Origin of the sequence: Ensifer sp. ENS06, assembly GCF_014852205.1 — a bacterium.
GTDB lineage: Bacteria > Pseudomonadota > Alphaproteobacteria > Rhizobiales > Rhizobiaceae > Ensifer > Ensifer adhaerens.
In genome coordinates this window covers 133,233-158,682 of the sequence record NZ_JACVBC010000007.1, presented here as the reverse complement: position 1 = coordinate 158,682, position 25,450 = coordinate 133,233, and the positions used below count along the sequence as shown (strand labels likewise).

The window sequence follows — 25,450 nt, the reverse complement described above, 5'->3', positions numbered from 1 at the left end:
ATGCCCACTTCAGCAAGCACAACGCCTTTGCTTTCGCTGCGTGCGCTGTCGATCCAGTTCGAGAAACGGCGCTCGCTGTCCGACACGCTCGCCCGCCGTCCGCAGCAGGTCGTCTCGGCGGTCAATGGCATCGATCTCGATGTGATGCCCGGCGAGACGCTCGGGATCGTCGGCGAATCCGGCTGCGGCAAGTCCACGCTTGCGCGCCTGATCGCCGGCCTGCACCGGCCGACATCAGGCGATATCCTGTTCGAGGGCGAGAGCGTCGTCGGCCTCAAGGGGGCACGGAGGCGCGCCTATAACCGGCGCGTCCAGATGATGTTTCAGGACCCCTATACCTCGCTCAACCCGCGCATGACCGTGCGCGATACCTTGCGAGAGGCGATCACGGTGCATCGCATGCGCGATGGAGCGGCGATCGACCGTCGCGTCGACGAACTGCTGGATCTGGTGCGGCTGCCCGAAGGGGCCGCGGATAAGTTCCCGCACGAGTTCTCCGGCGGCCAGCGCCAGCGCATCGGCATTGCGCGCGCGCTGTCGCTGGAACCGACCTGCCTGGTCGCCGACGAACTCGTTTCCGCGCTCGACGTTTCGGTGCAGGCGCAGGTCGTCAATCTCCTGATCGAGCTTCAGGACGAGCTGGGCCTGACGGTGCTGTTCGTTGCCCACGACCTTCGCCTCGTACGCCATGTCTCGCACCGCGTCGCCGTCATCTATCTCGGCGCCATCGTCGAAATCGGCCCGTCGGAGGCGCTGTTTTCGAACCCGATGCATCCCTATTCCAAGGGACTGCTTGCTGCCGCACCGTCGCTTGACCCGGGCGCCAGGCGTCGCACGCCGGCACTGTCGGGTGAGCTGCCGAGCCCGCTCGCCATCCCGCCCGGCTGCCCCTTCCACGTGCGCTGCCCGCACGCGACCGAACGCTGCCGCCGCGAAAAGCCGGCGTTGCGCCCGGTCGGATCGGGCATGACCGCCTGCCATTTCGCCGAGACGATCGGCGACGCCTCAAACTCCACTCGATAGGAAAGACATCATGGATACGAGAGCAAGGCCGGATATCTCCGGCCGCATCGGCGCGCTGCGGCGCAAACTTGCGGAAGCGGGGCTCGACGGCTACGTCGTGCCGCGCTTCGACGAACATCAGGGCGAATACTGCGCGCCACACGACCATCGACTGGCCTTTGTCACCGGCTTCACTGGCTCGGCCGGCGTGGCGATCGTCATGCGCGACCGCGCCTCGATCTTCGTCGATGGTCGCTATCAGGTGCAGGTGCGCGACGAAGTGGATCTCGGCACCTTCGCGATCGAACACTTCTATGACGCACCGCTCAAGGATTGGCTGAAGAACAATCTGCGCAACGGCGAACGCGTCGGCTTCAATGCGATGCTGCTGCCGTCCACCTGGGATGCGGATTGCAGCCGCTCGGTCGAGCTGGCGGGTGGCGTCTGGACGCCTGTCGACGGGGATCTTGTCGACGCGATCTGGACCGACCAGCCGGAAAAACCGCTCGGCAAGATTACCGCCTTCCCGGTCGCCAATGCCGGCGAAAGCGTTGCCGAGAAGAAGCGCCGCATCGCCGCCATGCTGGCGGAGCAGGGGGCCGATCTTTTGATCGAGGCGCAGCCGGACAATATCGCGTGGTTCCTCAATGTCCGCGGCCGCGACGTCGCCTTCAACCCGATGCCGCAGTCCTTCCTGATCTTCGACCGCGCCGGGCAAACGGAATGGCTGGTCGATCATCGCAAGCTTCCGAACGACCTCTCGGACTTCGAGCTTGACGATGTTGCCATTGCCGAGCCTGGCAAGTTGCTCGACCGCGTCAGGGCGATGGCGGCCGGACGCACGGCGCTGATCGATCCCGGATTTGCCCCGTCGGCCACGGCCCATGCCACACGCGCCGCAGGCGGCACCGTGCAGCTCGCGAAGAGCCCGATCACGCTCGCCAAGATGCACAAGAACACGACCGAGCTCTCGGGCTTCCGCGATTGTCACCGTCTGGACGGCGCCGCCTGGGTTCGCTTCTTTGCGTGGCTCGAGCGGCACGCCGCCGAACGGGAGGCGAGCGGCAAACCGGTGACCGAACTGGAAGCGGAAGAGCGTATCCTCGCCTATCGCCAGATGGCCGAAAGTTTCGTCGAGCCGAGCTTCCGCTCGATTTCGGCAGCCGGCGGTCATGCCGCCATGTGTCACTACGCAGCCACCGAGGCGAGCAACGGGCTGATCCGCAAGGACGGTGTCTATCTGCTCGATTCTGGCGGGCAGTATCTGACCGGCACCACCGATGCCACGCGCACGACGGCGATCGGTCCGGTCAGCGACGAGATCCGGCGGGCCTACACGGCCGTCCTTAAGGGGTTGATCTCCATGGCATCGCTGAAATTCCCCAGGGGAAGCTTCGGCCACCAGCTCGACGCTTTTGCCCGCCGCCCGCTCTGGGATCTTGGTCTCGATTATGACCACGGCACCGGCCATGGGGTCGGTCACTTTCTCTCGGTCCACGAACAGCCGCAGCGCTTCGATCGCCGCGTCAACGAGATCGAGCTGAAGCCGGGCATGGTGACGACGATCGAGCCGGGCTACTACAAGGCCGGCGCCTACGGCATCCGCATCGAAAACCAGGTGGAGGTGGTCGACGACGGCGACGGTTTCCTGAGCTTCCGCAGCCTGACGCTGGTGCCGATCGATCTGCGGCTGGCCGATTTCGGCTTGCTGACGGCGGCCGAGCGAACCTGGATCGATGCCTATCACCGTCGCGTCGCGCAGGAACTGGACGGCTTGCTTGAACCGGAGACGGTGGGCTGGCTTTCGGACCGAACGGCGCCGATCAGCGCGTGATAGCGCCTCGTCCGCTTCTTCACGCCGATTGATATGACGACAGTGGAGCGGCGGGCCGGTTGGTCCGCCGTTGTCATTTTTGGCGATCGGCTCCCCGGCCGCGATCAGGTCGCTTTCAATCAATGTGACTCCTCTTGCTTGGGGGAGAGGGTTTGTGATATTTTTCACAAAACCTGTTCACGCCATGAACGGCTGCAGAACTCGTCGGACACGAAAGAAATTATGGTCAGCCGCAAGACAGCCCGCATCATCCAGCTCGCCGATGCCCTTTCAGGACGGAGAGTCTTGCACTTGCGCGACGCCGCGGCCCTGCTCGGCGTCTCTGAAATGACGATCCGTCGTGACGTTGCCGACAATCCCGGACAGTTTGCTTTTCTCGGCGGACATATCGTGCCGGCGTCGGAGATCGAAGGCGATGCGCCCTACGAGCTGGCACGCGAGGCCGACAGCCACGCTGCCGCCAAGCGCGAGGCCTGTGTCCACGCGGCGCGCCATATCCGCCCGGACGAGACGATCTTCATCGATTGCGGCACCACACTCGAATATCTCGTCGACCTCGTTCCCGAGAATTATTCAATAACAGCAGTGTGTTATTCTCTGAACGTGGCGGAGAAGCTGACCCATAAGCCGAATGTCCGGATCGTCATGCTTGGTGGCGTCTATCACCCTTCGTCTGCGTCTTTTTCCGGCAACTCCGGTCTGGAGACTCTCGATTCGCTCGGCATCAACGTCGCCTTCCTGTCGGCCGCCGGCATCGATCCGGCGCGTGGTGCGACCTGCGTGCATTTCCACGAGGTGTCGGTGAAGCAGAAGGTCATCTCGCTGGCGCGCGAGAGCCATCTGGTCGTCGACCTCAGCAAGATTGGCAAGCTGAAGCCGGCTTTTTTCGCGCCAATCGGCGTTTTTCGCTCTATCATCACCGAAGAGGGTGAAACGCAGCTGCCGGGCCTGTGAAGGCGGCATCCGCAAAAATATTACGAAATCGTCAAAACGGCGGTGTCTCGCTTGACACTCTCTGTTCTTGATGGAATAGTCACAAAAATTCGATAGAAAAATAACAAAAATGAGTTCTCGGCGGCTGTGCTCGAGTGCGGCTGGTCGTGACAGGGAGTTCAAGGAGCCATCGCTTGGAAGACCTTGCTGTGAAAACTGGCGCGCCGAAGGCCGCGCATTCGCCGGCGGCGGGCCATAACTGGCCGCGCAACAACGGCATCGATCTCGATCTTGGCTGGGTGCTGGACCAGCGCGTCAACCTGTCTGCCGCTGAGCGCCGTGTTGCGACGCTTCCCGGCCGCCGGACGGTCAAGAAGGACGCGCAGGCCGCCTGGCTTTTGAAGGCGGTTACCTGCATCGATCTGACGACCCTCAACGGCGACGATACCACCGAGCGCGTCAAGCGCCTCTGCGCCAAAGCCCGCCAGCCGGTGCGCCAGGATCTGCTCGATGCGATCGGCATGGGCAGTCGCGGTATCACGACCGGTGCCGTGTGCGTCTATCATCGTTTCGTTTCCACCGCCGTCGAGGCGCTCGAAGGTTCCGGTATCCCGGTGGCAGCCGTCTCCACCGGTTTTCCTGCCGGCCTGATCCCGCATGACGTGAAGCTGCGCGAGATCGAAGCCTCTGTCGCCGATGGCGCCAAGGAAATCGATATCGTCATCACCCGCGAGCATGTGCTGACGGGCAACTGGCAGGCACTCTATGATGAGATGCGCGATTTCCGTGCCGCCTGCGGTGACGCTCATGTGAAGGCTATTCTTGCGACCGGCGACCTGAAGACGCTGCGCAACGTCGCGCGCGCTTCGCTCGTCTGCATGATGGCTGGCGCCGATTTCATCAAGACCTCGACTGGCAAGGAAGGCGTCAACGCCACGCTGCTGGTGACGCTCATCATGCTGCGCATGATTAGGGCCTATCAGGAGCAGACCGGCCTCAAGGTCGGCTACAAGCCGGCGGGCGGCATTTCTGCGGCAAAGGACATCCTGAACTACCAGTTCCTGATGAAGGACGAGCTCGGGCGCGAATGGCTCGAGCCGGATCTCTTCCGCATCGGCGCATCGAGCCTGCTTGCTGATATCGAGCGCCAGCTCGAACACCACGTTACCGGCGCCTACTCGGCCCTCAACCGTCACCCGATTGGATGATCCCGATGACTGTCGCAAGGTATTTTGACGAAATGTCCTATGGTCCAGCACCGGAAGCCGACACGGAAGCCCGCCAGTGGCTGGCGCGCCACAAGGGCGAATTCGGCCACTTCATCAACGGCGCCTTCGTCGCCTCCGCGTCCGGCAAGACCTTCGAGACGAACGAGCCGGCAACCGGCAAGCTGCTCGCAAAGATCGCGCTCGGCGGTGCCAAGGATGTTGACGATGCCGTCGCCGCTGCCCGCAAGGCGCAAGCCGCCTGGGCGAAGCTGCCGGGCCATGCCCGCGCCCGCCATCTCTATGCGCTCGCCCGCGTGATCCAGCGCCATGCGCGCCTGATCGCCGTGGTCGAGGCGATCGACAACGGCAAGCCGATCCGCGAAACCCGCGACATCGACGTGCCGCTGGCCGCCCGCCACTTCTATCACCATGCCGGCTGGGCGCAGCTGCAGGAAACCGAATTTGCCGATCAGGTTCCGGTCGGCGCCGTCGGCCAGATCATTCCCTGGAACTTCCCGTTCCTGATGCTCGCCTGGAAGGTCGCGCCCGCTCTGGCGCTCGGTAACACGGTGATCCTGAAACCGGCGGAATTCACGCCGCTGACGGCGCTGCTCTTTGCCGAACTGGCCGCTGCAGCAGGTCTTCCGGCCGGCGTGCTCAACGTCGTTACCGGCGAAGGTGAAACCGGCGCGCTGATTGTCGAGCATGCGGACATCGACAAGATCGCTTTTACCGGCTCGACCGAAGTCGGCCGCCTCATCCGTGAGCGCACCGCCGGCACCGGCAAGTCGGTGACGCTCGAACTCGGCGGCAAGTCACCCTTCATCGTCTTTGACGACGCTGATATCGACGGCGCCGTCGAAGGCGTGGTTGACGCCATCTGGTTCAACCAGGGCCAGGTCTGCTGCGCCGGCTCGCGCATCCTCGTGCAGGAAGGCGTGGCACCGCTGTTCTACGAGCGCCTGAAGCGCCGCATGCAGACGCTGCGCGTCGGCCATCCGCTCGACAAGGCGATCGACATGGCAGCGATCGTCGCGCCGGTGCAGTTGCAGCGGATCGAAGACCTAGTCGCCAAGGGCGTCTCCGAAGGAGCAGCGCTGCATCAGCCGAAGATCGAACTGCCGCAGGGCGGCAGCTTCTATCCGCCGACCCTGCTCACCGGCGTGCAGCCGACCTCGATCGTTGCGACGGAAGAGATTTTCGGCCCCGTCGCCGTCTCCATGACCTTCCGCACCCCGGAAGAGGCGATCCAGCTTGCCAACCATACGCGCTACGGCCTTGCCGCCAGCGTCTGGAGCGAGACCATCGGCCTGGCATTGCATGTCGCGGCCAAGCTCGCCGCCGGTGTGGTTTGGGTCAATGCGACTAACCTCTTCGATGCGTCTGCCGGTTTCGGCGGCAAGCGCGAATCCGGCTTCGGCCGCGAGGGTGGTCGCGAGGGCTGCTACGAATATCTGAAGCCGAAGGCTTGGGCCGGCCGCAAGCCGCGTCCCGCCGCCGTCGAACCGGCATTGAAGCCCGTGGCTGGCGATTTCGCCATGCCTGACGTCGACCGTACCGCCAAGCTTTTCATCGGCGGCAAGCAGGCACGGCCGGATGGCAACTATAACCGCAACGTGCTCTCGCCCAAGGGCAAGGTGCTTGGCGAGGTCGGCGAGGGCAACCGCAAGGACATCCGCAACGCAGTCGTCGCAGCGCAAGCCGCATCCGGCTGGTCGTCGGCAACGACGCACAACCGCGCGCAAATCCTCTACTACATCGCCGAAAACCTGAGTGGCCGTGCGGGCGAATTCGCCGATCGGATCGCCGACATGACCGGCGCGTCTGCGGCCAACGCCAAGGCGGAAGTCGAAGCCTCGATCGCACGCCTCTTCACCTATGGCGCCTGGGCCGACAAGTACGAAGGCGCGATCCACCAGCCGCCGCTTCGCGGCGTAGCACTTGCGATCCCCGAGGCGATCGGTGTCGTCGGCGTCGTTTGCCCGCCGGAAGCGCCGCTGCTTGGCATGATCAGTCTGGTCGCGCCGCTGATCGCCACCGGCAACCGTGTCGTCGTGGTGCCGAGCGAACAGCATCCGCTGGCGGCCACCGATTTCTATACGGTGCTCGAAACATCAGACGTCCCGGCCGGTGTCGTCAACATCGTCACCGGTTCGACGATCGAACTGGCAAAGACGCTCGCAAGCCACAACGACGTGGATGCGCTCTGGGCTTTCGGCTCGGCGGAACTTTCGACCCTCGTGGAGAGGCTCTCGGTCGGCAACCTGAAGCGCACCTTTGTCGACTACGGAAAGGCGACGAACTGGCTCGATCGCGAGGCGGCAGAAGGCCCGGCCTATCTGCGCCGCGCGACGGACGTCAAGAACATCTGGATCCCCTACGGCGAGTAGGAGAGCCACCACGCGCGGGGCGGGGGGAGCCGGCCCGCGCTGTGGGACAAGTGAACAGTAGGGAGACGCGTTCGCCTGCAAGGGGGAATGCATTGCGCGCCACGGAAACCGGAGCGCGCCAGGAGGAGGACTGTATGCTGAAGAATATCGATCCGGCGCTGAACGCCGATGTGCTGCACGCGCTCAGGTCCATGGGACACGGCGACACGCTGGTCATTTCCGACACCAACTTCCCGTCCGACGCCATTGCCCGCAAGACCACGCTGGGCACGCTGTTGCGCATCGACAACGTCTCGGCCGCGCGTGCCGTCGAAGCGGTGCTTTCCGTGCTGCCGCTCGATACGCCGCTGCAGCCTTCGGCCGGGCGCATGGAGGTGATGGGTGCGCCCGACGAAGTGCTGCCCGTGCAGCAGGAAGTGCAGGCGGTAATCGATCGCGCTGAGGGTAAATTGGCGCCGATGTACGGCATCGAGCGCTTCAAGTTCTACGAGGAAGCCAAGAAGGCCTATTGCGTCATCACCACGGGCGAGACGCGCTTCTATGGCTGCTTCCTCTTCACCAAGGGCGTCATTCCGCCCAAGACCTGACGGACCGCGCGGTCGCCGCGCGGCACGAGACGACAGATGAAATCGCGAGAGATTGCCTGGGCACGCCGCTTTGCTTGCGGTGCGGTCGCAGGGGGAGGCTTGAATGAAGACTGGTGTTTCGATCCTTGGCATCTTCGTGGCCGACACGGCCTATCTGGCGCGGCGCATGCCGGTTGTCGGTGAAACGATTACCGGCAGCGGCTTTTCCGTCGGGCCGGGAGGCAAGGGCTCGAACCAGGCGGTCGCCTGTGCTCGGGCGGGAAGTCCCGTTTCCTTCATCTCCAAGCTCGGCTGCGACACCTTTGGCGAGATGGCGCTGCGCACCTATGCCGAGGCCGGCGTGACGCCGAAGATCGTTGAGATGGACGATCTGCCTACGGGGGCTGCCTTCATCTATGTCAACGACCAGAACGGCGAAAACGCTATCATCGTCTATCCGGGAGCCGCCGGCTCGATCGGGATCGACGATGTCGAGGCCGCGCGCGAGACGATCGAAGGTTCGCGCATCTTCGTCACCCAATTGGAGCAGCCGGTGGCCGCCGCTCGGCGGGCGCTCGAAATTGCCCATGCGGCCGGCGTCATCACCGTCTTCAACCCGGCACCGGCCGAAGCCTTCCCGGATGCGATCTATCCGCTCTGCGATTATCTTGTGCCGAACGAGACGGAAGCCGCAGCCATCGTCGGTTTTGCGCTCGCCACGGAAGACGACGTTCGTCGTGCCGGTGACGCGATCCTGAAGAAGGGTGCGAAAACGGCGCTGATCACGCTCGGTGAACGCGGCGTGCTCTATCACAACCACGAGCAGTCGGTGCTGGTGCCGGCGATCGCCAGCGGGCCGGTAATCGACACGACCGGGGCGGGGGACGCTTTTGTCGGAGGCTTCTCCGCAGCGCTCGCCCGCGACCTTTCACCGGTTGACGCTGTACGCTTCGGCTGCGCCACCGCCGGCATCGCGGTCACCCGCCGCGGCACCGCGCCCGCCATGCCGACGCTTGCCGAGATCGAGGCGCTGCTTGCGCGCGGGGCGTCCGCATGACGCGCAACGACCCGATCAAGCACTTCTTCATCTGGCCGGCGCTGATCATCGTGCTGATGATCTCGATCTTCCCGCTCGTCTATTCGCTGACGACCAGCTTCATGAGCATGCGGCTGGTGCCGCCGACGCCGGCCCGCTTCGTCGGCTTCGGCAACTATCTCGATCTCCTGCAGAACCCGCGGTTCTGGCATGTGGCGGGAACGACGACGCTGATCGCCTTCATCTCCGTCGGGCTGCAATATGTGATCGGCCTTTCGGTGGCGTTGGCGTTGAATTCAAGAGTGCCGGGAGAGGGCATCTTCCGCGTCAGCTTCCTGCTGCCGATGCTGGTGGCGCCGGTCGCCGTCGCGCTGATCGCCCGCCAGGTGCTGAACCCGACGATGGGCCCGCTCAACGAGCTGATGACGGCAATCGGGTTCCCCAACCTGCCGTTCCTCACCCAGACCAGCTGGGCGCTCGGCTCGATCATTGCCGTCGAGGTCTGGCAATGGACGCCTTTCGTCATCCTCATGCTACTTGCCGGGCTACAGACCTTGCCCGACGACGTCTACGAGGCGGCCGCGCTCGAAAATGCCACGCCCTGGCAGCAGTTCCGCGACATCACCTTTCCTATGCTCCTGCCGATCTCGGTTGCCGTCGTCTTCATCCGGCTGATCGAGAGCTACAAGATCATCGACACGGTCTTCGTCATGACCGGCGGCGGGCCGGGGATATCGACCGAGACGCTGACGCTGTTTGCCTATCAGGAAGGCTTCAAGAAGTTCAACCTCGGCTACACCTCGGCGCTTTCGTTCCTGTTCCTGATTGTCATCACAGTCATCGGTCTCGTCTATCTCGCCATCCTCAAGCCCTATCTGGAGAAGCACAAATGAGCGTGCGCACTCTCAAAGGGAAACGGCGCTGGCTGGCGCTCGGCGGCTGCCTCGTCTGGCTCGCCATCACCTTCTTTCCGCTCTATTGGGTGCTGATCACCTCGTTCAAGACGCCGATCGCCGTCGTCGGCGGGCCGACCTATCTGCCCTTCGTTGATTTCGAACCGAGCTTGACGGCCTGGAGCGAGCTGTTGTCGGGCCAGCGTGGCCAGTTCTTCAACACCTTCCTGGCCTCGACAATCATCGGCCTTTCGGCGTCGATCGCCGCGACCTTCATCGGCGCCATGGCAGCCTATGCGCTGGTGCGCTTCACCTTCCGCTTTCGCCTGCTCTCGGCACTGATCTTCGTGGTGATCGCCTTCGGCGGCTTCCTGCTCGGCCGCCATGTGCTTGGCTACGGCCAGGGCATCTCGCTGGTCTATGCCTTTGTCGCAGCGCTCGCGCTTGCGGTGATCTCGAGCCGCTTTCGCCTTCCGGGGCCGGAACTTGGCAACAACGACATCGTCTTCTGGTTCGTCAGCCAGCGCATGTTCCCGCCGATCGTCGCTGCCTTTGCGCTCTACCTGATGTACACCGAGATGGGCAAACTCGGCTTCAAGCTGGTCGACAGCTATATCGGCCTCACTTTCGCCTATATCGCTTTCTCGCTGCCGATCGTCATCTGGCTGATGCGCGACTTCTTCGAGGCGCTGCCGGTGGAGGTCGAGGAGGCGGCGATGGTCGACAACGTGCCGTCGTGGCGGATCTTCTTCGGCATTGTGCTGCCGATGTCGAAGCCGGGTCTGATCGCCACCTTAATGATCACGCTCGCCTTCGTCTGGAACGAGTTCCTGTTCGCGCTGTTCCTGACCAACTCCAAATGGCAGACGCTGCCCATTCTCGTTGCCGGCCAGAACAGCCAGCGCGGCGACGAATGGTGGGCGATTTCCGCTGCCGCCCTCGTTGCCATCATTCCGATGATGGTCATGGCCGGGCTTTTGAGCCGGCTCATGCGCTCCGGCCTGCTTCTTGGAGCGATCAAGTAGCCAACCGCTTTGGCATGCATTCATTCACAGGGAGGATAGAATGAGGAAATTGCTACTGGCATCTGCATCTCTCGCCGCACTCGCATCGGGGAGCGCGGGAACGGCGCTCGCCTGCGACCCGGATTACACCGGCGTCGAGCTGACGGCGACCACACAGACCGGTCCTTACATTGCCTCGGCGCTGCAGCTTGCGGCCAAGGGCTGGGAGGAAAAGACCTGCGGCAAGGTCAAGGTCGTCGAGTTCCCGTGGTCGGAGCTCTATCCGAAGATCGTGACCTCGCTGACCTCTGGCGAAGACGCTTTCGACGTGATCGCCTTTGCACCGGCCTGGGCCCCTGATTTCACCGACTTCCTGTCGGAAATGCCGGCCGACATGCAGAAGGGCGCCGACTGGGACGATATCGCGCCCGTCTACCGCGAACAGCTGATGGTCTGGAACGGCAAGGTGCTGTCGCAGACGATGGACGGCGACGCCCATACCTACAGCTACCGCATCGACCTCTTCGAGAACGCCGACAACCAGAAGGCCTTCAAGGAAAAGTACGGCTACGATCTGGCGCCGCCCAAGACCTGGAAGCAGTACCTGGACATCGCCGAATACTTCAACCAGCCGGCCAACAACCTCTGGGGCACGGCGGAAGCCTTCCGCCGCGGCGGCCAGCAATTCTGGTTCCTGTTCAGCCACGTGGCCGGTTATACCAGCCATCCGGACAATCCGGGCGCCATGTTCTTCAATCCGGAAACGATGGATGCGCAGGTCAACAATCCCGGCTGGGTTCGTGGCCTCGAGGAATACATCCGGGCCTCAAAGCTCGCGCCGCCGAACGCGCTGAACTTCTCCTTCGGCGAAGTGAACGCCGCTTTTGCCGGCGGCCAGGTGGCGGAATCGATCGGCTGGGGTGATACCGGCGTCATCGGTGCCGACCCGAAGCAGTCGAAGGTGGCCGGCAATGTCGGCTCGGCATCGCTGCCGGGATCGGACGAGATCTGGAACTACAAGACCAAGAAGTGGGACAAGTTCGACCACGTCGTCCAGACCTCCTTCATGGCCTTCGGCGGTTGGCAGGCGGCAGTTCCCGCGACCTCGACCAAGCAGGAAGCAGCCTGGAACTACATCCAGTACCTGACGAGCCCGGCCGTCTCGGGCCAGGCGGCGATTACCGGCGGCACCGGTGTGAACCCTTACCGCATCTCGCACACGACCAATCTCGATCTCTGGTCGAAGATCTTCTCCGAGCGTGAGGCGAAGGAATATCTTGGTGCGCAGAAGGAGGCGGTGACCGCCAAGAACATCGCGCTCGACATGCGCCTTCCCGGCTACTTCTCCTATACCGAAGTGCTGGAGATCGAGCTTTCCAAGGCGCTTGCCGGCGAAGTGACGCCGCAACAGGCGCTCGATAGCGTCGCGGAACAGTGGAACAAGCTGACCGACGAGTTCGGCCGCGACAAGCAGCTTGCCGCCTATCGCGCCTCGATGGGCTTGCCGCAGCAGTAACGAACCCACGCCCGCCCCGAAACGATCGGGGCGGGCGCCACCGTCCCCGGCGAGACCGGGCACAGACAGCATCAGAGGCTACAGCATGTCACAGGTCCGATTGCAGCAGATCACCAAGTCCTTCGGGAGCGTCACCGTCATTCCGCCGCTCGATCTCGACATTGCCGATCGTGAGTTCGTCGTGCTCGTCGGTCCCTCCGGCTGCGGCAAGACGACGACGCTCAGGATGATTGCCGGCCTCGAAACTGCGACTTCGGGTTCGATCCGGATTGGCGATCGCGACGTGACCGATCTCAGACCGGGCCTGCGCAATTGCTCCATGGTGTTTCAGAATTACGCGCTCTATCCGCACATGACGGTCGCCGAGAACATCGGCTACGGCATGAAGGTGCGCGGCACGCCGAAGGCGGAGATCGAAAAGGCGGTAACGGATGCCGCTCGCATCCTCAACCTCGGCGCCTATCTCAATCGCAAGCCGAGCGCACTATCGGGCGGCCAGCGCCAGCGCGTGGCGATCGGCCGGGCGATCGTACGCCAGCCGGATGTCTTCCTCTTCGACGAGCCGCTGTCGAACCTAGATGCCAAACTTCGCATCGAAATGCGCACCGAAATCAAGCTCTTGCACCGGCGTCTTCAGACGACTGCCGTTTACGTGACCCACGATCAGGTGGAAGCCATGACCATGGCCGACCGCGTCGTCGTCATGAACCAGGGCCGCATCGAGCAGGCGGCCGATCCGATCACGCTCTATGAGGCCCCCGCCAATCTTTTCGTCGCCGCCTTCATCGGTGCGCCGAGCATGAATTTCCTCGAGGGCCGGCTGGAGCGCGGCGATGGAGGGATGCAGTTCATAGCGGATGGGGACGTGGCCGTGGCTATCCCGGAAAACCGCGCCGAAAAACTCGGCGCCTACGTCGGAAAAGCGGTCGTGCTCGGCATCCGGCCGGAACATACGATGGCGACGGACGCCAATGCGCCAACAGTCAGGCTGATCGTGCGCGATATCGAACCGCTCGGCCCGCATACGCTGGCTCTTGGCCGGGTCGGGCCCGCCGCTTTCACGGCGCAGGTTCACGCTGCGTCACGCATCGGCCCCGATGACCAGATCGCGGTGCCGATCGAGACGGAGAAAATGCATTTCTTCCTGAAGGAAACCGGTGGGGCGATCGGCCGCTGAGCGGATGGATGGCCGAAGGCGATGACGCCTCCGGCCTGCTGTCTTACTTCTTCTCGGCGCGTGCTGCGGCGAGGAAGGCGAGCTTCGCCGGCAGCTCCAGGTGCTTGGAGAGTGCCACGCGCTCCGGCGTGTAGTGATGCTCGACGTCGAGGCAGTTGACGGTGCCGAGCAGCTCGCCGCCGACAACGACCGGGATGTTGGCAACCGAGCCGCAGCCGAGCGACCAGATCGTCTCGTGGTCCGGGAAAACCTTGGCGATATCGGCGATGGTGTTGGCGACGAAGGTCTGGTGCGCCTTGTGCACGATGTCGAACCAGCTGTCGTAGCGGATCGGCTTGGTGCCCGAGGTCGGGTACTCCGCGGGGTGCGAGGTGTAGGCGCGGCGCGCGACTTCGTTGACCATGTCTACGGTCATGATGGTGAAGAGCTTGGCGCCGATCACCTGGCGGCTAAGCGTCTGCAATGCGGTCCATACCGCATCGGCATCGGTGGTCTTGGCAATGGCCGCGTCGAATTCCGCCAGCGCGGCAGCGATCTGTTCACTGTTCATGCTATGTCCTTGGGGTTACTCGATATCTTAGAAGGGGACAGACGAGAAATCGTCGGTGTTGTCCCATCCTAGTTGGCATGCGCGGCGCTGATCTGCATCAGCTCGCGCGAATAGGGATCCTTGAGGTCACCGCGCTTGAGGTCGGCGACATCGGCAATCTCGACGATCCGGCCCTGGCGCATGACAGCGAGGCGATCGCAGAGGAAGGAGACGACCGCCAGGTTGTGGGTGACCATCAGGAAGGTGAGGTTCTGCTCGCGCCGGAGGCGCTTCAACAGGTTGAGGATTTCGGCCTGGACCGAAACGTCGAGCGCGGATGTCGGCTCGTCGAGTAAGAGCACCTTCGGCTTCAGCATCAGTGCACGGGCAATCGCCACGCGCTGGCGCTGGCCGCCCGAGAGCTGGTGCGGAAAACGGAAGCGGAACTTGCGATCGAGGCCGACCGAGGTCATGACCTCTTCGATGCGGGCGTTGCGGTCGCCGATGCCGTGGATCGTCAGCGCTTCGCCGAGCGTGGCGTCGACCGTCTTTCGCGGGTGCAGCGAGCCGTAGGGATCCTGGAACACCATTTGGCACTGACGCGAAAAGGCGCGGTCGATGCCGTGGCCGCGGGGCGAGCCGAGCACGGTGATCTCGCCGGTCCATTCCGGCGCGAGACCTGCGATTGCCTTCAGCACCGTCGATTTTCCCGAGCCGCTTTCGCCGACAAGGGCAAAGCTCTCGCCGTCGGCGATATCGAGATTGACGTCGTGGGTGATCTGCACGTCGCCGTACGAGATGTCGAGGTTCTTCAGAGAGAGCGCGGTCATGCCTTGGCCCATGCGCTGCGGTCGAGCACCGGCAGCTCGTCCCGTGTTTCATCGAGGCGCGGAATGGAGGCGATCAGCCCGCGCGTATAGGGGTGCTTGGCCGCCATCAGTTCGCCGGCCTTGCATTCCTCGACCACCTCGCCGGTGTTCATCACGAGGATGCGGTCGCAATAGCTGGAGACGAGATTGAGGTCATGGCTGATGAAGATCAGGCCCATGCCCTTGCGTTTCACCAGTTCGTCGATGATGTCGAGCACCTGGGCCTGGACGGAAACGTCGAGCGCCGAGGTCGGCTCGTCGGCGATCAGAAGGTCCGGCTCGGGGATCAGCATCATCGCGATCATCACGCGCTGGCCCATGCCACCGGAGACTTCGTGCGGGTAGAGCTTGGCGACGCGTTCCGGATCTGCAATGCGCACCGATTCCAGCATCGTAAGCACGCGCGCGTTGACCTCGCGGCGCGGCAGCTTCTGGTGCGTCAGCAACGCTTCGGCGATCTGCTCGCCGATGGTCATGACCGGGTTCAGCGAGAACTTCGGGTCTTGCATCACCATGGAAATGCGGGCGCCGCGGATGGCGCGCATCTGCCGCTCGGACTGCTTCAGGAGGTCGACGCCGTCGAAGACGAGCTTGTCGGCGGTGACCCGACCCGGTGCCCGGATCAGCTGCAGGATCGAGCGACCGGTCATCGACTTGCCCGAGCCGCTCTCGCCGACGATGCCGAGGCGTTCGCGGCCGAGGGTGAAGGAGATGCCGCGCACGACTTCGAGATCACCGCGGGGCGTCGGGAAGGTGACGCGCAGGTTTTCGACTTCGAGAAGATTGCTCATCAGCGCTGCTCCCCGCTCTTCGGATCGAGCACGTCGCGCAGGCCATCACCGAGGAAGCAGAAGCCGAGGCTAACGAGAATGATGGCAAAGCCGGGCATGGTCGCGACCCACCACTGATCGAGAATGAAGGAGCGACCGCGCGAGATCATCGCGCCCCATTCGGGAAGTGGCGGCTGAGCGCCAAGTCCGATGAAGCCGAGACCGGCGGCCGTCAGGATGATGCCGGCCATGTCGAGCGTGACGCGGACGATCATCGATGAGGTGCAGAGCGGGAGCACGTGGCCGAGATTGACCCGGAGGCTCGACGCGCCGAGCAGACGCACCGCCGAAATGAATTCGGAGTTCTTGAAGGTCAGCGTCTCCGCACGAGCGACACGGGCATAGCCGGGCCAGGAGGTGATCGCGATGGCGATGATCGCGTTCTCGATGCCGGGACCAAGGGCTGCAACGAAGGCAAGCGCCAGGATGAGCTTCGGCAGCGACAGGAAGATATCGGTAATGCCCATCAGGATACGGTCGACCCAGCCACCGAAATAACCGGCAGCCACGCCGATCACCAGGCCGGCAGGGGCTGCGAGCACTGCAACCAGCGTGACGATGGCCAGCGTGATGCGTGAACCGTAGACAACGCGGGACCAGATGTCGCGGCCGAGTTCGTCGGTTCCCATCCAGTGGGCGGCACTCGGCGGCAGCAGGCGTTCGCTCAGCGACTGGCGCAGCGGATCATGGGTGGCGAGCCACGGCGCAAAGAGTGCGGTCAGCACCAGAACGAGGATGATGACGGCGCCGACAACGGCGAGCGGATTGCGCATCAGCGCGCCGAAGATGCGATAGAAGCGCCCGAGGCGCGCCTGCATCGGCGAGGCGGGGCTGTCGTCGATCAGCCAGTCGCGAAGTGTGGTCATGGTCGCTCCTCCCTTAGCGTGCACGCGGATCGAGCACGCGATAGAGCACGTCCGAAATCTTGTTGATGCCGATAAAGACCGCGCCGATGACGAGGGTCGAGCCGAGCACGGCCGACATGTCGGCATTGAGCAGAGCGACGGTCAGGTAGTTGCCGATGCCGGGCCAGGAGAAGATCGTCTCGATCATCACGGAGCCTTCGAGCAGGCCGGCATAGGACAGGCCGATAACGGTGATCAGCGGCACGCGGATCGGCCGGAAGGCATGGCGCCAGATGACCAGGCGCTCCGGCACGCCTTTGACCCGGGCGGTCGTCACATATTCCTGGCTCAGCTGGTCGAGCATGAAGGAGCGCGTCATGCGGGCGATATAGGCGAGCGAGAAGAAGCCGAGGCAGGACGCCGGCAGGATCAGGTGCCAGACGGCGTTGCGGAAGATCTCCCATTCGCCAGCAATGATGCTGTCGACAAGGATCAGGCCCGTGACCGGCGACACCATGCCGTCGTAAAAGATGTCGACACGGCCGGGGCCGCCGACCCATTTCAGCTTCGCGTAGAAAATCGCCAGGCCGACGAGACCGAGCCAGAAGGCAGGCACCGAATAACCGAGCAGACCGATGACGCGGATGCCCTGATCGAGCCAGGAGCCACGGCGGGCGGCGGCAAAAACACCGAGCGGCACGCCGATCAGCACGCCGAGCATGATGCCGAGCGTCGCCATTTCGAGTGTTGCCGGGAAGACGCGAGCGAGGTCCTCGATAACCGGCTTGCCCGTCGAAACCGATGTTCCGAAATTGAAGGTGGCGACGTCACGTACGTAGCTGACGAACTGGGTGATCAGCGGCTGGTCGAGCCCCATTTCCTGGCGCACGCGCTCATAGACGGCGACGGGTGCGCGGTCGCCGACGACAGCCAGAACCGGGTCGATCGGCACGATGCGGCCGATGAAGAAGGTGATTGCGAGCAGGCCGAGGAAGGTTATCGCAAGCGTTACCAGGAAGCCTGCCAGTGAAAGAAGGCGCTGCCGTCCCCGACTGGGTCTGGCGGCGCGGCGCGCCGGCGCTGCTGCTGTCGTGCTGTCGTTTGCCACGTGGCGTCACCATCCCTCTTCGCTTGCGGTCTCACTTGTCGATACCGCAAAAATTTGCTTGGAGTATATAAATAAGTTTGCTTAAATCAAAAAAATTTTACTGGGGCGGAAACGGGAGGAATAACCGCTGTGAGCGATCCGTCAGAGGATACGCAGGCCGCTTCGGGCAAATCGGCCGGGGCAGGGCAGCCGAAGGTGGGCGCGCTGGTGCGTGCGCGCCGCCGGCAGATGCATATGACCCTGCAGACGCTCAGCGACGCAGCGGGCGTTTCGGTCGGCTATTTGAGCCAGATCGAGCGCGATCTTGCCATGCCCTCGCTCGGCACACTGGCCCAGATTGCGCAAGGCCTGGGCGCCGAACTCAACCATTTCATCCTGGCACCGGCGATCGACACCGGGCTTTCGCGCGCCGAGGGGCGCATGGTGTTTTCGGTCGGCGGCTCGCCTGTTTCCTATGAGCGCATTGGCGCGGATTTCGCCGGCAACCAGCTTTCGAGTTTCGTCATCACCATTCCGCCGGGGCATCGCTCCGAGGTCTTCAGCCATGAGGGCGAAGAGCTCGTCTACATGCTCGAAGGCGAGATCCTCTTCGGGCTCGATGGCGACGACACCATGCTTTCGCCTGGCGACGGCCTGCACTTCCGCGGCATCCAGCCCCACTACTGGTGGAACAAGACAGACGCACCCGTGCGGTTGATCTGGACCGGCACCCTGCCGCTCTTCCGGCCCCGCGCTTCCCAATCCAACGAGACCGGTCAGCCGCAATCGGCGCTGAAGCCGGCACCGACAAAAACCAAGCCTCATCGAAAATAGGAGAATGATGATGAGAATGTTCAAGGCCGCGGTCTTCGCGGCGTCCCTGATGATGAGCGTGGCGCCGGCCGCACTCGCCGAAACGCCAGCCGATGTGTTGGTCGTTGCCCAGAATATCGACGACATCGTCAGCATCGACCCGGCCGAGGCCTACGAGTTCTCCTCGGGCGAATACGTCACCCAGACCTATGACCGCCTGGTGCAGTACGATGCGCCCGACGTGAAGAAGCTGGCGCCGGGTCTTGCCTCCGAATGGACGGTCGACGATGCGGCAAAGACGATCACCTTCACGCTGCGTGATGGCGTTACCTTTTCCTCCGGCAATCCGCTGCGTGGCGAAGACGTCGTCTACTCCTTCAAGCGCGTCGTCGTTCTCAACAAGGCGCCGGCCTTCATCCTGACGCAGCTCGGCTGGACGCCCGAAAACATCGACAAGATGGTGACCGCCGAAGGTAACAAGGTCACGGTCAAGTATGACGGCGACTTCTCGTCGGCCTTCGTTCTCAACGTTCTCGCCGCTCGCCCGGCTTCGGTGATCGACGCGGAAACCGTCAAGGCCAACGAGGCCGATGGCGACTTCGGCAATGCGTGGCTCAAGGCCAATTCGGCCGGCACCGGCCCGTTCGTGCTCAAGGCCTTCCGCGCCGGCGAGCTGCTCAACCTTGCGAGCAACCCGAACTACTTCGGCGGCGCTCCTGTTATCAAGGGCGTCATCATCCGTCACGTGGCCGAAGCCGCAACCCAGCAGCTGATGCTGCAGACCGGCGACGTCGACATGGCGAAGAACCTGACCCCGGACCAGGTTTCGGGTCTTGAAGGCAAGGACGGCGTGAAGGTCGAATCCTATCCGCAGGCCGCCGTACACTTCCTGTCGTTCAACCAGAAGGACGAAGCACTGCAGCCGGAAGCCGTCTGGGAAGCCGCCCGCTACCTGGTCGACTACAAGGGCATGACCGACAGCTTCCTCAAGGGCCAGATGGAAGTTCACCAGGCCTTCTGGCCGAAGGGCTTCCCGGGCTCGCTCGACGAGACCCCCTACAGCTACGACGTCGAGAAGGCGAAGAAGATCCTGGCCGATGCCGGCATCAAGACGCCGATCAAGGTGACCCTCGACGTCATCAACTCGACGCCGTTCACCGACATGGCGCAGTCACTGCAGGCGTCCTTCGCCGAAGCCGGGATCAACTTCGAGATCATCCCGGGCACCGGTAGCCAGGTCATCACCAAGTACCGCGCGCGCACCCACGAAGCGATGCTGCTCTATTGGGGCCCGGACTTCATGGACCCGCATTCGAACGCCAAGGCCTTCGCCTATAACGAAGACAACGCCGACGACAAGTATCAGTCGACGACCACCTGGCGTAACGGCTGGGCGGTTCCGGCGGAACTCAACGAAGCGACCAAGGCAGCCCTCAAGGAAGCCGATCCGGCCAAGCGCGACGCGCTTTATGTCGACCTGCAGCGCAAGGTGCAGGAAAAGTCGCCGATCGTGATCATGTTCCAGGCCGCGACCCAGGTCGCGATGAAGGACAAGGTCGAAGGCTACGTCAATGGCGCCATCTCGGACTATGTCTTCTACCGCCTGGTGAAGAAGAACTGATCCGCCAGCGATCGCCCTTGCGCCGATGAGAAAAAGGCGCACATATCAAAACGCCCTGGGCCTTCCGGCCCGGGGCGACGTGTTTCTACCGATCGGTTTGATAAGTTCTGGGAAGGTTTTACGACATGGCGGATGTGAAGGTGAGAACGCGGGAAACCGGTGCGACGGCTGTGGTCGGCAAGACCGGCTTTCCGCATGTGACCTCGGTCACCGGTGGTGAACTCGATATCGTCACCGGCCCGTCGCAGGCGGGCTACGGCCCGCTCGATCTGCTCTATGCGTCGCTCGCAAGCTGCCTGGTGCTGAGCGCCCGCATCGCCGCCAGCCGTTTTGGCGTGCTCGACCGGCTGACGCAAGTGAGTGCCAAGGTGACGGGCGAGAAAGCCCATGACGAGCCGTCCCGCGTCGCAAAATTCAACATCGTCTTCGACATCAAGGGTGATTTTGACGACACGGTCCGCCATGCGATCGCGGAAGCCGCCGAAAACGAGATCTGCACCGTTAGCAATACGATCCGCGGCAATCCGGAATTCGTGACCGAGTTTGCCCACTGACGTTCATTGGGTCTCAGCGTCCAACAAAAGGGCGGGCTGCCATTGGCAGCCCGCCCTTTTCGATGCAACTGGCAGAAGGACTCAGGCCGGTTGCGGCGTAAGCGCCTCCGGTTGACGCCGACCGATCGTCAGCACCAGCAGGGCCGCGACAATGCAGAGCATCCCGGCGGCAATCAGCGCCGGCGTATAGGTTTCAAGCGACGTCCGGCTGGCGCCTGCGAGGAAGGTCGCACTGGCCGCACCCAGCTGGTGACCGGTGAAGACCCAGCCGAAGACGAGGGCGGCGCGTTCCGGACCGAAGCGTTCGGCCGAAAGTTTCACCGTCGGCGGTACCGTCGCGACCCAATCCAGGCCGTAGAAGATCGCAAAGATCGACAGCGTGTAGATGTTGAAGCCGCTGAACGGCAGGAACATCAGCGACAGGCCGCGAAGGCCGTAGAACCAGAAGAGCAGCCAGCGGTTGTCATAACGGTCCGAGAGCCAGCCGGAACCGATGGTGCCGATCAGATCGAATACGCCGATCAGCGCCAGCAGGCTGGCTGCTGCGACGGGGGCAATACCAACATCGCCGCAGATCGAAACCCAATGGGTCTGGATCAGCCCGTTGGTGCTGAAGCCGCAGACGAAGAAGGTCGCAAACAGCACCCAGAAGGTGTTGGTCTTGGCGGCGTCGGAAAGCGCCCGGATCGGTGCCATCAGCAGTTCCCCGAAGCTCTTCGCCTTCGGCGGCGCCGCCACCATTTGCTTGCCGCCGAAGGGCGCAAGGCCAAGGTCCCCAGGGCGATCCTGCATCAGAAGCAGGACCAGGGTGAAGGCCGCAAGCAGGATGACGATGATCAGCGTCAGCGCCGAGCGCCAGCCGATCGTTTCGGTGAGAGAAGCGAGCAACGGCAGGAAGACCAGCTGGCCGGTGGCGTTGCTGGCGGTCATCAGCCCGACGACGAGCCCGCGCCGTTTGTCGAACCAGCGCGTTGCGACCGTCGCGCCGAGCACCAGCGCCGTCATGCCGGTACCCACGCCGAGCACGACGCCCCAGATCGCCACCAGGTGCCAGAGTTCCGTCATGTAGAACGAGGCGGCGATGCCGGAGATGATCAGGATCAGCGCCGTAGACACGACCGGGCGCACGCCGAAATGGTTCATGAACGAGGCTGCGAACGGACCGAGCAGACCGAAAAGGCAAAGCCGGATGGCGAGCGCCAGCGAGATTTGCGCATTGGTCCAGCCGAATTCGGTCTCGAGCGGTTTGATGAGCACGCCGGCCGAGCCCATGGCGCCCGCTGTCGAAAGCATGACCAGGAAGGTGACGGCGGCGACAGCCCAGCCGTAGTGGATATTGCGTCTGGCAAGATAACGCGCAAGCGCCGGACCGAGCATCGTCGACTTCCTTTCGTCGGTGTTTTTAGGGCGTGCGACAGCGCTGCGCGGGCTTTCGGAGCGCAGGTCGCAGATTGAACTGTTGTTTGGCAGTTTTCTGCCGGTTCCTGGCAGCTTAGGCTGCCCGGATTCTTCTGGCCTCAAGTCGCAGACTGCGACCAGAAAGTTGGTCTGGAAACGAGGCGCTAGAGCGCCAGCAGCAGGTCCTCCAGCTGGGCGGCGGCGTCGGCTCCCAGCCGCGCCTCGATCTTGTCCTGAGCGGCCTGCCAGAGCGGCGCGCCGTCAGCCAGTATCCGGTGGCCGCTCTCCGTAAGCTCGACAATGGCCTCCCGCTGATCCTTTCCGCTTCCAGTTGCGGTCAATCCCATTCCCTCCAGCACTTTGACGTTGCGGCTGACCGTCGATCGCTCGAGTTCGATCTTGCGGCCAAGCTCGGTCATCGAGATCGGTTCATCGCGCGCGATGTGTCGAAGCAGGCTGAACTGGGCAAGGTTAAGACCAATCGGCTGCAGCGCGTCGTCATAGACTGACGTCACTCGCCGGGTGGCTTTGCGTAAGAGGGCACAATAGCAACGAGACATAATGTGTGTATATACACGCAAGCGATCGACGTCAACCGTTTCTTGGTGTGAAGGCGCTGTTCGAAGCGATCAGCGGTCCAAGCGAAACTGAAGAACGTGGTTGGGGTAAGCCTTGTCGCCGATCGTGAAATGGGTTTGTCCCGCCATCTCAAAGCCACTCGCGAGGTAGAAGGTCGTGGCTTTTTCGTTTTCGGCGTTCACCGCCAGCCAGGTGCCTAGCTGGCCCGTGTCCAGGCAGAATTGCAGGCCGGTCTTCAGGAGTGCCTTGCCGAGGCCGCGACCATGGTGACGGGGCTGGACATAGAGCGTCGTGATTTCCAGGTCGGAGGCGATATCGACCGGTGCCGGCGAATTCGCGGACATGCGCAAGAAGCCGTCGATACCGACAACGTTCTGCGAAACCCAGACGGTCTCGTTGCGGTCGCCCAGAATTTCTTCGAAGCGCGCGGTGGTAAAGTGCTGCAGCGCATAATCGGCAAAGAATGCGTTGACGCCATCCCTGATATACGTGTTCAGCCAGACTTCCAGGCTGATCGCCGCAAGGCTTGACGCATCCGCGACGGTCGCGCGCCTGATTGTCATATCGTTTGTCACGCTGCTCTTCACTGTCTCAATCGACGAAGGGTTCCAGTTCCTTGTCGAACTCCACTTCGACGACATTGTTGAAAAGCGCCGTCGCCACCATGATACCGGAGAAAGCGACGAGGTCGACCAGCGCCTTGGCGTCGTAGCGTGCCTTGAGGCCAACCCAGATTTCCTCCGTAACGGCATTGCTGTCGGCGACGATGGCGCGGCCGAACGCGATCAGGCGCTGTTCGTCTTCGCTCGGCACGTCCGTGTGAAAATCGATGCCGGCATTGGCGAAGGCGCGACGAAAGAAGCCCATGGCGATTGGGGATTTCATGGCCTCCGAAATGGAATGGGAGAGGAACCAGATCGCCCTGTCGTCGAGGGTAGGGCGTAGTTCCTCGCGGAGCGTGAACCATTCCGCATAGATCCGGTGCGCGACCGGCGAATGTAAAAGCGTGCGCTTCATGTTGGTCATGCGGCCACGCACGCGCACCTCCTCGTCGTGGGCGGCGCGGATTTCATCCGAGGCGGTGTCGTAGTCGATCTGGGGGATATGGCTCATGGTCATGCCTGTCTTGGTCGTGCGCGAGCTGCGCAGATGATGGGTAGGAGCGTCAGACGGTGCTGAGCAGAATGCTCGTTTCGCTGTTCGACACGCCCTCGACGTCGCGCACTTCGCGCAGGATGCGGTCGAAATCGCTGAGGCTGTTGGCGCGGATTTCGGCGACCAGGTCCCAACCGCCGTTGGTGGTGTGCAGGGCATAAAGTTCCGGCAGGCCGCGCAGGTATTTGATCACCTTGGTGGTGTTTCGGCCGCTCACCTCGATCATCATGATCGCACGGATGGCGCGATCGTCATAATCCTGCCGCACGCGCAGCGTGAAGCCCAGGACCGCGCCGCTTTCGAGCAGCCGGTCGATGCGAGTCTGCACGGTCGCCCTCGATATGCCGAGCACCGCAGCGATCTTGGAGTAGGGCGCGCGCCCGTCTTCTCGCAGGAGCGAGATGAGCTGGTGGTCGAGGTCATCGAAGATATGCATGAAAGGTGTATATTACGATTGCGCAAATTGCTCAATATGTCCTGTAATTTTGCGCAGGTTTAAAATTTCAACTCACTTCTTGCAAGCCTAGGCTGACTTCATCGAATTTCTCCGATGGAGTTTTAAACGTGGTTCAGTATGTCGGTGTCGGCAACGTAATCGAGCTGGTCAAATCGATCGGCATTGAGACGTTTCTTGTGGGTCTTGCGGAATACATCGAAGACGATTTCCGCCGGTGGAACGTTTTCGAAAAAACTCCGCGGCTGGCCAGCCACTCGAAGACCGGCGTCATCGAGTTGATGCCGACCTCGGACGGCGAGCACTACGGCTTCAAATACGTCAACGGCCATCCGAAGAACCCCAATGTCGGCCTGCAGACGGTGACCGCCTTCGGCGTTCTTTCCGACGTCAGCACCGGCTACCCCTGTCTCGTTTCCGAAATGACGATCATGACGGGACTGCGCACGGCGGCGACATCGGCGCTTGCCGCGAAGTACCTCGCACGTCCTGATGCCCGCTCGATGGCGATCATCGGTCTCGGCGCCCAGTCCGAATTCCAGGCGCTCGCCTTCCGCGCCCTTCTTGGCGTCAAGCGCCTTCAGGTCTTCGATATCGATGCGGAAGCCGCCGCCAAGTTCTGCAACAACCTCTCGGATATGGACTTCGACATCGTCGTCGCAACCACGGCGGAAGAAGCGGTTGCTGGCGCGGACATCATCACGACCGTCACGGCCGACAAGCGCAATGCCACGATCCTCTCCGACAACATGGTGGGCGCCGGCGTTCACATCAACGCCGTTGGCGGCGATTGCCCCGGCAAGACGGAGTTGCAGGGGGACATCCTGCGCCGCGCCGACGTCTTCGTCGAATATCCGGAACAGACCCGCATCGAGGGCGAGATCCAGCAGATGGCGCCGGACTTCCCGGTCACCGAACTCTGGCAGGTGATTGCCGGCGAGGCCGAAGGCCGTCGCTCGAGCGCCCAGATCACCATCTTCGATTCCGTCGGTTTTGCTACCGAAGACTTCTCGGCCCTGCGCTTCCTGCGCGACAAGATCCAGGGTACCGCATTCTACACCGAGCTCGACCTGACGACCCAGCCGGACCATCCGCGCGATCTCTACGGCCTGTTCCGGCAGCAGCCGGCGGTCCCTGCCGAGCGGAGTGCCGCATAA

25 protein-coding genes are annotated in these 25,450 nt (G+C 62.9%); 15 read left to right on the top strand and 10 right to left on the bottom strand.

Features of this window, described 5'->3' with window-relative positions:
* From IB279_RS23405 to IB279_RS23355, 11 genes are all read left to right on the top strand, one after another.
* Positions 1 to 1,023: an oligopeptide/dipeptide ABC transporter ATP-binding protein gene (locus tag IB279_RS23405; protein ID WP_113188856.1), complete on the top strand. Its 1,023-nt coding sequence runs from the start codon at positions 1 to 3 to the stop codon at positions 1,021 to 1,023.
* A 10-nt stretch (positions 1,024 to 1,033) separates the two neighbouring features.
* Positions 1,034 to 2,836 (top strand): aminopeptidase P family protein, encoded by a 1,803-nt coding sequence (locus tag IB279_RS23400; protein WP_113188855.1) that lies wholly within the window; start codon positions 1,034 to 1,036, stop codon positions 2,834 to 2,836.
* A 222-nt stretch (positions 2,837 to 3,058) separates the two neighbouring features.
* Positions 3,059 to 3,790: a DeoR family transcriptional regulator gene (locus IB279_RS23395; RefSeq protein WP_034799429.1), complete on the top strand. Its 732-nt coding sequence runs from the start codon at positions 3,059 to 3,061 to the stop codon at positions 3,788 to 3,790.
* 173 nt (positions 3,791 to 3,963) lie between these two features.
* Complete coding sequence (gene deoC / locus IB279_RS23390) at positions 3,964 to 4,977, top strand: deoxyribose-phosphate aldolase (RefSeq protein WP_060530293.1); 1,014 nt, start codon at positions 3,964 to 3,966, stop codon at positions 4,975 to 4,977.
* Between the two features lie 5 nt (positions 4,978 to 4,982).
* Positions 4,983 to 7,367, top strand: coding sequence for an aldehyde dehydrogenase family protein (locus tag IB279_RS23385; protein WP_113188853.1), 2,385 nt, complete (start codon positions 4,983 to 4,985; stop codon positions 7,365 to 7,367).
* A 134-nt stretch (positions 7,368 to 7,501) separates the two neighbouring features.
* Positions 7,502 to 7,954: an RbsD/FucU family protein gene (locus tag IB279_RS23380; protein ID WP_113188861.1), complete on the top strand. Its 453-nt coding sequence runs from the start codon at positions 7,502 to 7,504 to the stop codon at positions 7,952 to 7,954.
* 103 nt (positions 7,955 to 8,057) lie between these two features.
* The gene (rbsK, locus tag IB279_RS23375) at positions 8,058 to 8,990 is read left to right on the top strand and encodes a ribokinase (RefSeq protein WP_090295919.1); all 933 of its coding nucleotides are present in this window, start codon (positions 8,058 to 8,060) and stop codon (positions 8,988 to 8,990) included.
* On the top strand, positions 8,987 to 9,862 hold the full coding sequence (locus IB279_RS23370) for a carbohydrate ABC transporter permease (protein WP_034799444.1): 876 nt from the start codon (positions 8,987 to 8,989) through the stop codon (positions 9,860 to 9,862). The genes rbsK and IB279_RS23370 overlap by 4 nt, the downstream gene beginning before the upstream one ends.
* Positions 9,859 to 10,887 carry a carbohydrate ABC transporter permease gene (locus IB279_RS23365; protein WP_113188852.1) on the top strand — a complete coding sequence of 343 codons (1,029 nt, stop codon included), beginning with the start codon at positions 9,859 to 9,861 and terminating at the stop codon, positions 10,885 to 10,887. Before IB279_RS23370 ends, IB279_RS23365 begins: the two co-directional genes overlap by 4 nt.
* A gap of 40 nt (positions 10,888 to 10,927) precedes the next feature.
* A complete protein-coding gene (locus tag IB279_RS23360) occupies positions 10,928 to 12,382 on the top strand; it encodes an extracellular solute-binding protein (protein ID WP_034799450.1) in 1,455 nt (484 codons plus the stop codon).
* An 85-nt stretch (positions 12,383 to 12,467) separates the two neighbouring features.
* Entirely contained in the window at positions 12,468 to 13,559 is a 1,092-nt protein-coding gene (locus IB279_RS23355) for an ABC transporter ATP-binding protein (protein ID WP_034799453.1), read from the top strand.
* 43 nt (positions 13,560 to 13,602) lie between these two features.
* Here IB279_RS23355 and IB279_RS23350 read toward each other — a convergent pair whose 3' ends face one another.
* The 5 genes from IB279_RS23350 to IB279_RS23330 all read right to left on the bottom strand — a co-directional run bounded on the left by IB279_RS23350 (position 13,603) and on the right by IB279_RS23330 (position 17,740).
* On the bottom strand, positions 13,603 to 14,109 hold the full coding sequence (locus IB279_RS23350; RefSeq protein WP_034799456.1) for a GAF domain-containing protein: 507 nt from the start codon (positions 14,107 to 14,109) through the stop codon (positions 13,603 to 13,605).
* A gap of 68 nt (positions 14,110 to 14,177) precedes the next feature.
* Positions 14,178 to 14,918: an ABC transporter ATP-binding protein gene (locus IB279_RS23345; RefSeq protein ID WP_034799753.1), complete on the bottom strand. Its 741-nt coding sequence runs from the start codon at positions 14,916 to 14,918 to the stop codon at positions 14,178 to 14,180.
* Positions 14,915 to 15,748, bottom strand: coding sequence for an ABC transporter ATP-binding protein (locus IB279_RS23340; RefSeq protein WP_034799458.1), 834 nt, complete (start codon positions 15,746 to 15,748; stop codon positions 14,915 to 14,917). Before IB279_RS23340 ends, IB279_RS23345 begins: the two co-directional genes overlap by 4 nt.
* Positions 15,748 to 16,653 carry an ABC transporter permease gene (locus IB279_RS23335; RefSeq protein WP_034799460.1) on the bottom strand — a complete coding sequence of 302 codons (906 nt, stop codon included), beginning with the start codon at positions 16,651 to 16,653 and terminating at the stop codon, positions 15,748 to 15,750. The genes IB279_RS23340 and IB279_RS23335 overlap by 1 nt, the downstream gene beginning before the upstream one ends.
* Positions 16,654 to 16,666: 13 nt before the next feature.
* Positions 16,667 to 17,740 carry an ABC transporter permease gene (locus tag IB279_RS23330; RefSeq protein WP_051659494.1) on the bottom strand — a complete coding sequence of 358 codons (1,074 nt, stop codon included), beginning with the start codon at positions 17,738 to 17,740 and terminating at the stop codon, positions 16,667 to 16,669.
* A 129-nt stretch (positions 17,741 to 17,869) separates the two neighbouring features.
* Here IB279_RS23330 and IB279_RS23325 point away from each other — a divergent pair, with 129 nt between their 5' ends.
* The 3 genes from IB279_RS23325 (at position 17,870) to IB279_RS23315 (ending at position 20,707) form a co-directional block, all read left to right on the top strand.
* Complete coding sequence (locus IB279_RS23325) at positions 17,870 to 18,553, top strand: helix-turn-helix domain-containing protein (RefSeq protein ID WP_034799462.1); 684 nt, start codon at positions 17,870 to 17,872, stop codon at positions 18,551 to 18,553.
* A 10-nt stretch (positions 18,554 to 18,563) separates the two neighbouring features.
* A complete protein-coding gene (locus tag IB279_RS23320; protein WP_034799757.1) occupies positions 18,564 to 20,153 on the top strand; it encodes an ABC transporter substrate-binding protein in 1,590 nt (529 codons plus the stop codon).
* Positions 20,154 to 20,278: 125 nt separating this feature from the next.
* Positions 20,279 to 20,707, top strand: coding sequence for an OsmC family protein (locus tag IB279_RS23315; protein ID WP_034799464.1), 429 nt, complete (start codon positions 20,279 to 20,281; stop codon positions 20,705 to 20,707).
* Positions 20,708 to 20,788: 81 nt separating this feature from the next.
* Here IB279_RS23315 and IB279_RS23310 read toward each other — a convergent pair whose 3' ends face one another.
* From IB279_RS23310 to IB279_RS23290, 5 genes are all read right to left on the bottom strand, one after another.
* The gene (locus IB279_RS23310; RefSeq protein ID WP_034799465.1) at positions 20,789 to 22,084 is read right to left on the bottom strand and encodes an MFS transporter; all 1,296 of its coding nucleotides are present in this window, start codon (positions 22,082 to 22,084) and stop codon (positions 20,789 to 20,791) included.
* A 185-nt stretch (positions 22,085 to 22,269) separates the two neighbouring features.
* On the bottom strand, positions 22,270 to 22,665 hold the full coding sequence (locus IB279_RS23305; protein ID WP_034799468.1) for a MarR family winged helix-turn-helix transcriptional regulator: 396 nt from the start codon (positions 22,663 to 22,665) through the stop codon (positions 22,270 to 22,272).
* Between the two features lie 69 nt (positions 22,666 to 22,734).
* Positions 22,735 to 23,259: a GNAT family N-acetyltransferase gene (locus tag IB279_RS23300; protein WP_162741294.1), complete on the bottom strand. Its 525-nt coding sequence runs from the start codon at positions 23,257 to 23,259 to the stop codon at positions 22,735 to 22,737.
* A 16-nt stretch (positions 23,260 to 23,275) separates the two neighbouring features.
* Positions 23,276 to 23,797 (bottom strand): hypothetical protein, encoded by a 522-nt coding sequence (locus tag IB279_RS23295; RefSeq protein WP_034799759.1) that lies wholly within the window; start codon positions 23,795 to 23,797, stop codon positions 23,276 to 23,278.
* A 52-nt stretch (positions 23,798 to 23,849) separates the two neighbouring features.
* Positions 23,850 to 24,275, bottom strand: coding sequence for an Lrp/AsnC family transcriptional regulator (locus IB279_RS23290; RefSeq protein ID WP_034799473.1), 426 nt, complete (start codon positions 24,273 to 24,275; stop codon positions 23,850 to 23,852).
* Between the two features lie 92 nt (positions 24,276 to 24,367).
* Between IB279_RS23290 and IB279_RS23285 the strand changes: the two genes are divergently transcribed.
* Positions 24,368 to 25,450 (top strand): ornithine cyclodeaminase, encoded by a 1,083-nt coding sequence (locus IB279_RS23285; RefSeq protein ID WP_060530301.1) that lies wholly within the window; start codon positions 24,368 to 24,370, stop codon positions 25,448 to 25,450.